This is a genomic window from Frankia sp. AgKG'84/4 (assembly GCF_023242965.2).
Classification (GTDB): domain Bacteria; phylum Actinomycetota; class Actinomycetes; order Frankiales; family Frankiaceae; genus Frankia.
This window is the reverse complement of record NZ_JALKFU020000190.1, coordinates 1-8,913: the sequence shown is the minus strand read 5'-3', so window position 1 is coordinate 8,913 and position 8,913 is coordinate 1. Positions and strand designations below refer to the sequence as shown.

The window sequence follows — 8,913 nt, the reverse complement described above, 5'->3', positions numbered from 1 at the left end:
GCCGGGCCCGGTCCGATGCCGGCGGGCACCGGACGCCGCCGCCGACCCCCACACCGCACCCCGCGGGCCGCCCTTCCCGGCGAGCCGACCATGGCGCCGGACAGAGCTGGCGCCCGCCCGTATCCGGGGGTCCCCGACGGAATGACGCCGGGACATTCCTCGGTCAACCTGTAAGATGGCGACTAATGAGTTCTTTTCACTCGACGACCGAAATCCGGCCAATCATATGCCGGAACATTGCCGACCCTTACGGTCGGGCCGCTAATCCTGTCCGGTCCGCCGAAGTCAGGTCGCCTGTCACCTTTTCGGCAGCGTCCGGCGGATCGTCCGTGGCCGGTCGATGATGCGTCACTCGTCGACCTCGCCCGCCCGCCCGCTGCCCGCGTCCGCACTGGACCCGGTGATGATCGTCCAGCAGCCGAGCAGCGGCCGCCGCCGGGCACCGGCCGAGACCCGGCTCGCCCCGGACGCGCCCTCGCACCCGACCCCGCCCGGCCCGGACGCGATCCGTCCGCCCGAGGTGCTGTTCGTCTGCGCGCACGACGCGGGCCGCTCGCAGATGGGCGCCGCCCTGCTCGACCATCACAGCCGCGGGCGGATCCAGGCCCGGTCCGCGGGCACCGCACCGGCGCCGGCCGTGGCCTCGCCGATCGTCGCGGCCATGGCCGAGATCGGCATCGACCTGTCCGAGGCCAGCCCGACCCGGCTCACCGACGACGCGGTGCGCGCCGCGTCCGTCGTCATCTGCATGGACGGCGGTGACACCGTCCCGTTCTACCCGCACACCCGCTACCTCAGCTGGGAGCTGGCGGACCCGGCGGAGCAGCCGCTGGAAGTGGTCCGACCGATCCGCGACGAGATCGACGCCCGGGTGCGCGCCCTGGTGTACCGCCTCGGCGTGGCCGCCCGGGTCGGCCTGCTCGGCCGCCAGGCCGACGGCGACCGAGCGCCGGCGAGCACCGTACCGCCGTCCGCTCCCGCTCCCCGCGCCTACCGGTCCTGACCGGCCGCTACTGCGCGGCGATCCGCCCGACGTGGGCGACGGTGCAGGTGAGCTTCGTGCCGCTGGGGACGTCGGCGCCGACGGGGCGTGCCGTGAACGTCTCCGTGGCGCCCGCCCGCACCCGGAACAGGGACGCGAGACCGCCTTCGATCTTGCTGTCGTTCGCGCGGACGTCGAGCTGGATGACGTAGTTCGACCGCTTGGATGAGCCGTTGTGCACCTCGCCCCGAACGACGGCCCGGTGGCTGTCCGCGTCCCGCACGCAGCCGGTGATCCGCACATCCGCCGAGGCCCCCGAACCGCTGGACGAGCAGCCCGTGAGCAGCGCCCCGCCACCCGCGGCGAGACCGACGACGAGCACGCCCACGGCCGCGCGCAGGCCCGGGGCGACGCGTCTGGCCGGGGCCCCGCCACCGTGCGCGGCCCCGGCTGCCCGAACGGCGAAATCACGCGAATACCTCATCGGCTCAGCCTATGAGGCCAGGGCGAATTCGGCCCGCTACCACGGGTTCACAACCTGTCGGCCCGGCGACGATACAACCCCCAGCACCGCCCGCACGCCAGCCCGACCTAAAGGTTCATACCGGACAAAAATGTTGAAATAGTCTTCCTCCGGGTTAGGCCGTCCTCGGCCGATCGTGGTGGTGGGAGCCGGCAAGGGCGACGGCGCCCCACGAGGGACCGTGCGCGCCTCCAGCCGGTCGCTCTGGAGGGGTTGGAGTCCGCACCATGATCGGCCGGCTGCGACACCGTCCGCGCGGGCGGCTCACCCGCGCAGGCTCACCTGCGCCATTCCGCGCCCGGCACCGGGCTCCGGCGCGCACAGCCGATGGATGATCTGGTCATCCCGCAGTGGTCGGTCGAACAGGTAGCCCTGCGCGCTGTCGCAACCGGCCCGGCGCAGCCACTCGGCCTGCATCGCCGTCTCCACGCCCTCCGCGGTGACCTTGAGCTGCTGCCCCTTGGCAAGCGCGACCATCGAATCCACCAGCGCCCCGACCCGGGAACCGCCGCCGTCCTGCTGTTCGGCGTCGAGCCGCTCGACGAACGGGCCGGCGAGCTTGAGGGTGTCAACGGGCAGCCGGGGCAGGTAGGCGAGGTTGGAGTAGCCGGTCCCGAAGTCGTCGATGGCGATGCGCACCCCCATCGCCGCCAGATCGATGAGCGCCTGCGTCGACTCGCCCGCCGGGCCCAGCAGCGCGCTCTCGGTCAGTTCGAGCTGCAGCAGCTCCGGGGGCAGACCGGTGTCGCCGAGGATCTGGCGCACCTGGTCGACGAGGCCCGGCTCCCGCGCCTGGCGCACGGTCAGGTTCACGCTCACGTAGGGCACCCGGTCGGGGCGCAGCCTCTGCCAGCGGGCCGCCTGCTCGCAGGCCAGCTGCAGGACGCGGCGGCCCAGCGGGACGATCTGCCCCGTACCCTCGGCCAGCGCGATGAACTCGTCCGGGGTGAGCCAGCCGACGCCGGGGTTGCGCCAGCGGACCAGCGCCTCGGCGCCCACCATCTCCGCCTGCCCCGCCCCCGGCCAGCCCTGCAGGTCGACGATGGGCTGGAACTCGACGACGAACTGGTCCTCGCGAACGGCCGCCGGCAGCATCATCGACAGGCGATGTCCCCGGACCCGACGATCATGGTGTGCGGCGTCGAACTCCATCCACTTCCCGCGGCTGGACTCCTTCGCCTGGTAGAGGGTGATGTCCGCGGCGCACAGCAGGTCGGCGACGTCGCCCTCGGCCGCCGCGCGTTCGACCAGCCCGAGGCTCGCCCCCACCGGCAGCGCGTGCTCGCCGACCCGAACCGCCTCGGTCAGGGCCGCGAGCACCAGCCGGGCGACGGCGATCACGTCCTCGATGCCGGCGGTGTCGGCGAGCAGGATGACGAACTCGTCGCCGCCGATCTGGACGAGTTCCTGGCCGGCGCGCAGGAGCCGGCGCAGCCGCTCGGCGACGGCGACGAGTAGCTGATCGCCGATGGTGTGCCCGAGGCTCTCGTTGACCGCGCGGAACCCATCGAGGTCGATGACGCACAGCCCGAGCCGCCGCTGCGGCCCGGCCCGCATCAGCTCCGCGGCCCGTTCCTCGAGGACCGTCCGGTTGGGCAGCCCGGTCAGCGGGTCGTGGCGGGACCGATAGCGCAACTCTTCCTGCAGTCGGTGGCGGTCCGTCACATCCAGGATCATGGAAAGCTGGAGCGTGCAGCGATCGTTCTCGAACTGGCAGGACGTCGTCAGCTCGGCCTGGATGATGCTGCCGGCAGCGTCGACCAGGCGCAGCTCGCCGCCTCGCACCGGTAACCCGCCCGGCCCGGCGCGCCGCTGGCTGGCGAGGCTGCGCCCCACCCGCTCCGCGTCACCGGGGTCGACGAAGTCGGACAGTGGCCGGCCGAGCACCTGCCAGGGATACTCGCGGCCGACCATGTCCCGGAAGGCGACGTTGGTGTCCAGGATCCGGCCCTCGCCGTTGGCCACGACGATGCCGACGGTCGAGGACGAGAACAGGATCCGTAGCCGGTCATGATCGGCCTTGTGCGCCGCCCGGTAGATCGAATCCTGCTCGGCGCAGATGCGCTCGCGTGCGGCCTGGGTGAACCCGCGGGCGAGCGCACCCTGGACCACCGCGATCCGGCCGAGGCAGTCCGCGTCGGGCCGCAGACCGAACGCCGCCGGCAGGCCGCGCCCGCAGACCTCGATCGTCGCCGCGAGCGCGTCCTCGGCCCCGTGCGTCAGGTCGGCGAGGGCCGCGCCGACCTCGTCGGCCGGCGACGCCGCGAACGGCTGGCTGAGCAGGGTGTCGACGAGACTGCCGCTCAGGTTGCGCAGCGCGTCCGGGAAGCTTCCGGCGGTCGCGCCCGGGCGGCTCGCCGCCACAACGGCGTGCGTCCATACGCGGGCGAAGTTCATGATCCCGCGCTCACGGACATCCGGGGGCAGGGAGATATCCACACGACTCCTCACGGGCCGCGCACCGAACGGCACCTGGGGCTACGGCGGCTCGGCACGACGTGACGAACAGACGGTAGGACGTAGGATGATGGTGCAGGACAGGCACTGACCAGCCGTTATGTGGTTGCATTCCAGGCAGGACCAGGGCCGGACCACGCGGCTCAGCGGCGGCCCACCGCCACGAACCCGGCGGAACGCGTCGGTTCGGTGGCCAATGGGTCGAGTCCCGCCGGATCCATCTCGGGCCGCCAGGACGGCACGAGCACCAGACCAGGCTCGACCAGCTCGTAGCTGTCGAGCAGGCCGGCGATCTCGGGTTTCGACCGTGGGGAGATGGGGCTCGACGAGGCGCTCAGCACCGTGCGCATGTCCCGCACCTGCTCGGCGACGCCGTCGGCGTCCGTGGTCAGGTGGGACAGGACGAGGGCGCTGCCGGGGGCGGTGGCCTCGCGGAACGTCCGGACCAGGGCGGCGGGATCTTCCTCGTCCGCCACGAAGTGCAGCACGGTGAGCATGAGCACGGCGATCGGCCGACTGAAGTCGAGCAGCGAGACCTCCTCCGCGGCGAGAATCGTCGCGGGTTCCCGGATATCCGCTCGTAGCGCCGTGGCCAGCGGGTTGTCCGCGAGGAGCGCCTGCGCGTGGGCGATGGCGACCGGATCGATGTCCACGTAGACGACGCGGGCCGCGGGATCGATCGACTGGGCGACCTCGTGCACGTTGCCCACCGTCGGCACGCCGGAGCCCAGATCGAGAAACTGGGTGACACCGAGATCGGTGACGAGAAACCGGACGGCCCGGCTCAGAAACAGCCGGTTGGCCCGAGCTGACAGCATGACGTCGGGAAATACCTTCGCCGCGCCCAGCAATGCCTGCCGGTCGGCCTCGAAGTTGTGTGAGCCGCCGAGCGCGTAGTCGTACATCCGCGCGGCGCTCGGCCGGTCGACATCGACTCCCGTCGCCCATCCGGGTACTTCACCCATCGTCATCCTTTCGGCTGGACGGCCGATCCGGCCACGAATAGTACGACGATTGTCTACCTACGCAGTTCTTGTCCTGACGGATGCCCAGGATGGCGGCCGCGGGAGTTGCGGCGAACGCCGCCGAACGGCCCGTCCCTCTCCCGAAGGTGGCTAATTACCTGCACGGACGCCCATCGGGCGGGGCCGGATGATCAGCAGTCGGCGGCGGATTCCCCAGGCGGGCCCTGTACGGCGGATTCGGTCCCGCCGGCCGGGGAGGCGACTGCGGGGACGGGGAGGGCCAGCAACCGGATGTGGTCGAGAACGGTGTCCAGCGCGTCGCGCAGGGGGGCGGAGTCCTGCCGGGCCTGGCCGAGCAGCAGGCCGCCCTGCAGCGCCGCGAGCAGGGCGACGGACAGCCGGTCCGGATCGGCCCGCGGGTCCAGCGCGCCGCCCGCGCGCATGCTCGCCAGGCCGGCCCTGATCGGTTCCCGCCAACGCTCGAACGCGCCCTCCAGCTCGATCCGGGCCTGCTCGTCGGTCCCCGCGAGCTGGCCGACGAGCGAGCCCAACGGGCAGCCGCCGAGGCAGCGGCGGCGTTCATGCAGCTCGACGAAGGCGTCCCGCCAGGCGGTGAGCGCCTCGATGGTGTCCAGCTCGCCCAGCGGCGGGCGCTGGTAGTCGAGGACGCGCTCGGTCTGGTAGACGACCACGGCCCGGACGAGCGCGGACTTGTCGGTGAAGTAGTGGTAGAGCTGCGAGCTGCTCACCTCGGCGGCGAGCCGGACATCCTCGACGCTCGTGCGGGCGGCGCCCCGGTCGTGCAGGAGCCTCGCGGCGGCGGCGACGATCCGGGCGCGGGTGGCCTGCCCCTTTTCGGTCAACCGCCGGTTGTCCTGACTGGCCTGCGCGAGGGCGGCGCCGGACGGGGTCATCGATGCACTTTATCGTGCTGTAACGGCCGTCTAAGCGCGCTCTCGCCGGCTGCCCACCAGTATCAGTCGACAGCGGGATCAGTCCACGGCGAGGCCCAGGGCCGCAGCGACGGTGATCGCCTGCCACTGGTCGATGCGGGCACCGCGAAGGGTGACCGCGAGGGGATCCAGCGCGGACAGGTCGCTGCCGCGAAGGTCCGCGCCGGACAGGTCCGCCCCGTCCCAGGAAGCGCCGGAGAGGTCGCTGTCCACCAGCGTCGCGCCCGCGCACCGGGCGCCGGACAGGTCCGCCTCCCGCAGGCGGACCCGGGTGAACGACGCACGGGCCAGATTTGCCCGCGAGAGACCAGCAAAGGACCAATCCCCGCCGGCGACCCGCATCAGATCGTGCGTACACCCTTCGAACTTGCTGCCGGTGAACTTGCACCCGTCGAAGACCGTGTCGAAGAACGAGCAGCGGACGAAGACGCAGTTGATGAAAGCACTGTCGGAATATACCGACGCGTTGAACCGGACCCCGCGGAAGGTACACGAGTCCAGAACCGCCCCGGCGGTGGGGGTCTCGGTCAAATCCAGCTCAACGAAGGCGACATGATCATGGGGCTGGCCGGCCAGAGACCCGCCAACCTCGGCCAGGTCGCGGACGGTATGGTGGACCGCGGGCACCGACGGGCCGTATTTCCTGGACGGCACGTGACCCACCCCAACCCGCCGGCGAACCCGGCCGCACGTCGATCGATGTCCGGGCTAAGCCTACCGCCGGCGACGGGCAATGTGTTCCACACCACACGAGGTGTAGTCGATGTTCCGGACGAGGTGACGATGAACACCATCCCGCGGCCGGAATACGGCGGAAAATAGTTAGTGGAGACCAGCGTGCACTCGGGGACACGGTCTCCGCGGCGCCAACGGGCACCGCTGGGAGTCAAGAGGTCGAGCGGAGAAGGATCGTGAGCACGAACAACCGCACTGAGCACCCCGCCGGACCGGAACGGATCGAGGGGCGGCGGAGCTCCCCGCACCGCGTGGTGATCATCGGCTCGGGCTTCGGTGGATTGTTCACCGCGCAGGCTCTTCGCAAGGCCCCCGTCGAGATCACCCTCGTCGCCAAGACCACGCACCACCTGTTCCAGCCCCTTCTCTACCAGGTGGCGACGGGCATCCTCTCGGAGGGCGAGATCGCCCCGACCACCCGCGAGGTACTCAGCCGCCAGGACAACGCCCAGGTCGTCCTGGGTGAGGTGACCGAGATCGACGTGAAGGCGCGCACCGTCACGTCGCAGCTACTCGGCCGCACCACCGTCCACCCCTACGACAGCCTCGTCGTCGCCGCCGGCGCCGGTCAGAGCTACTTCGGCAACGACCAGTTCGCCACGCACGCGCCGGGCATGAAGAGCATCGACGACGCGCTCGAGCTGCGCGGGCGCATCTTCGGCGTCTTCGAGCTCGCCGAGGCCTCCACCGACCCCGCGGACATCGAGCGCCTGCTCACGTTCGTCGTGGTCGGCGCCGGCCCCACCGGCGTGGAGATGGCCGGCCAGATCGCCGAGCTGTCCCGGCGCACGCTGCGCAGGGACTTCCGCAGCATCGACACGACGAAGGCCCGGGTCATCCTGCTCGACGCCGCGCCCGCGGTGCTGCCGCCGTTCGGCGAGCGCCTCGGTGAGACGGCCGCGAACAAGCTGACGAAGATCGGCGTCGAGGTGCAGCTCGGCGCCAAGGTCGTCAACGTCGACGCCACCGGCATCGACGTCGAGGACGCCGACGGCACCCGCCGGCGGATCGACTCGGTCTGCAAGGTCTGGGCCGCCGGCGTCGCGGCGAGCCCGCTCGGCAAGCAGCTCGCCGAGCAGACCGGCGCGGGCATCGACCGCGCCGGGCGGGTCGAGGTGCTGCCCGACCTCACCCTGCCCGGGCACCCCGAGGTCTTCGTCATCGGCGACATGATGAACCTCGACCGGCTGCCCGGCGTGGCGCAGGTGGCGATCCAGGGCGGCCGGCACGCCGCCAAGGAGATCCAGGGCTGGATCGCCGGCAAGCGCACCGGCAATCCGTTCAAGTACCACGACAAGGGCAGCATGGCCACCATCTCGCGGTTCAGCGCGGTGGCCAAGATCGGCGGGATCCAGTTCAGCGGCTTCATCGCGTGGCTGGTGTGGCTCGCGGTGCACCTCGTCTACATCATCGGGTTCAAGCACCGCCTGACCACGCTGCTGCACTGGACGGTGAGCTTCATCGGCCGCGGCCGCTCGGAGCGCACCGTCACCGAGCAGCAGATCTTCGCGCGAGCGGCGATGCAACGCCTCGGTGAGAACTTCGCCCCGTCCCTGCCGCACAAGGCCGACGAGGCACCGAGCTGGACGGGCGCGGCCCGCACGCCGGTCCCCGCCCAGCCGAACCAGGCGGACGCGGCGAGCCGGCAGGCGACCAGGGTCTGACCCCGCCCGCCGCCCGCCGCGTCGCACGGCACCCGACCGCCCGGGTCAGGAGGATCTCCTCCTGACCCGGGCGGTTCCTCGTCTCCGGGTCCCACCCGGCCCCGGAAGCCTGCGTGCTTCCCACCTTCGAGGACGCGACCCGACCCCTGGGAGTGCCGATCTGCCCGGGCCCGGTCGTGCGCCCGACGCCCGGCGCGCGCGGGCGCGGATCCACCGCCCACCGCACGGTCCGGGCTGGATCGATCCACTGGGCCCACCGCCGGGAACCGGGCCGCGGCCGGAGCCGAGGCTGCGCCTTCCAGGTCCGACCAGGACAGTCCTCGCATCCCACTCACATCTGCGTGGCGCACGGTGAACCTCCGGCGCGCCTGCGGGCGCGCGGCGCCGACCCGGCGGCTGTCGATCCGACCAGCCGTCCCGAGGAGCCGGCGCGACGACGAGAGGATGGATGACCATGATGCGCAACGTCCTGGCCGGACGGCGCGGCGTGGCGGTGGCGGCGACGGGGCTGCTCGGCCTCGGCCTCGGGCTGGGCCTCGGGCTCAGCGGCACGGCCGCCTCTGCCACCGAGCCCACCTCCACCCCCGCACCCACCGCCTTCCCGGCCACGGGCGCCCACCGCGCGGCCGGGGTC

The 8,913-nt window shown here is 71.9% G+C and carries 7 protein-coding genes and 1 pseudogene; 3 read left to right on the top strand and 5 right to left on the bottom strand.

The window, feature by feature from the left end; translation table 11 throughout:
- Window positions 1–340: 340 nt before the first annotated feature.
- Window positions 341–1,003 (top strand): arsenate reductase/protein-tyrosine-phosphatase family protein, encoded by a 663-nt coding sequence (locus tag MXD58_RS30715; RefSeq protein WP_308301962.1) that lies wholly within the window; start codon window positions 341–343, stop codon window positions 1,001–1,003.
- Window positions 1,004–1,010: 7 nt separating this feature from the next.
- Here MXD58_RS30715 and MXD58_RS13600 read toward each other — a convergent pair whose 3' ends face one another.
- From MXD58_RS13600 to MXD58_RS13580, 5 genes are all read right to left on the bottom strand, one after another.
- A complete protein-coding gene (locus MXD58_RS13600) occupies window positions 1,011–1,466 on the bottom strand; it encodes a hypothetical protein (protein WP_248840567.1) in 456 nt (151 codons plus the stop codon).
- Window positions 1,467–1,769: 303 nt separating this feature from the next.
- On the bottom strand, window positions 1,770–3,944 hold the full coding sequence (locus tag MXD58_RS13595) for a putative bifunctional diguanylate cyclase/phosphodiesterase (RefSeq protein ID WP_248840566.1): 2,175 nt from the start codon (window positions 3,942–3,944) through the stop codon (window positions 1,770–1,772).
- 161 nt (window positions 3,945–4,105) lie between these two features.
- The gene (locus MXD58_RS13590) at window positions 4,106–4,927 is read right to left on the bottom strand and encodes an SAM-dependent methyltransferase (protein ID WP_248840565.1); all 822 of its coding nucleotides are present in this window, start codon (window positions 4,925–4,927) and stop codon (window positions 4,106–4,108) included.
- 191 nt (window positions 4,928–5,118) lie between these two features.
- Entirely contained in the window at window positions 5,119–5,841 is a 723-nt protein-coding gene (locus MXD58_RS13585; protein WP_248840564.1) for a TetR/AcrR family transcriptional regulator, read from the bottom strand.
- Between the two features lie 78 nt (window positions 5,842–5,919).
- Window positions 5,920–6,534: a pentapeptide repeat-containing protein gene (locus MXD58_RS13580; protein ID WP_248840563.1), complete on the bottom strand. Its 615-nt coding sequence runs from the start codon at window positions 6,532–6,534 to the stop codon at window positions 5,920–5,922.
- Between the two features lie 257 nt (window positions 6,535–6,791).
- Here MXD58_RS13580 and MXD58_RS13575 point away from each other — a divergent pair, with 257 nt between their 5' ends.
- Window positions 6,792–8,279, top strand: coding sequence for an NAD(P)/FAD-dependent oxidoreductase (locus MXD58_RS13575; protein WP_248840562.1), 1,488 nt, complete (start codon window positions 6,792–6,794; stop codon window positions 8,277–8,279).
- 448 nt (window positions 8,280–8,727) lie between these two features.
- Window positions 8,728–8,913: pseudogene (locus MXD58_RS13570) on the top strand (hypothetical protein); the annotation flags it as partial.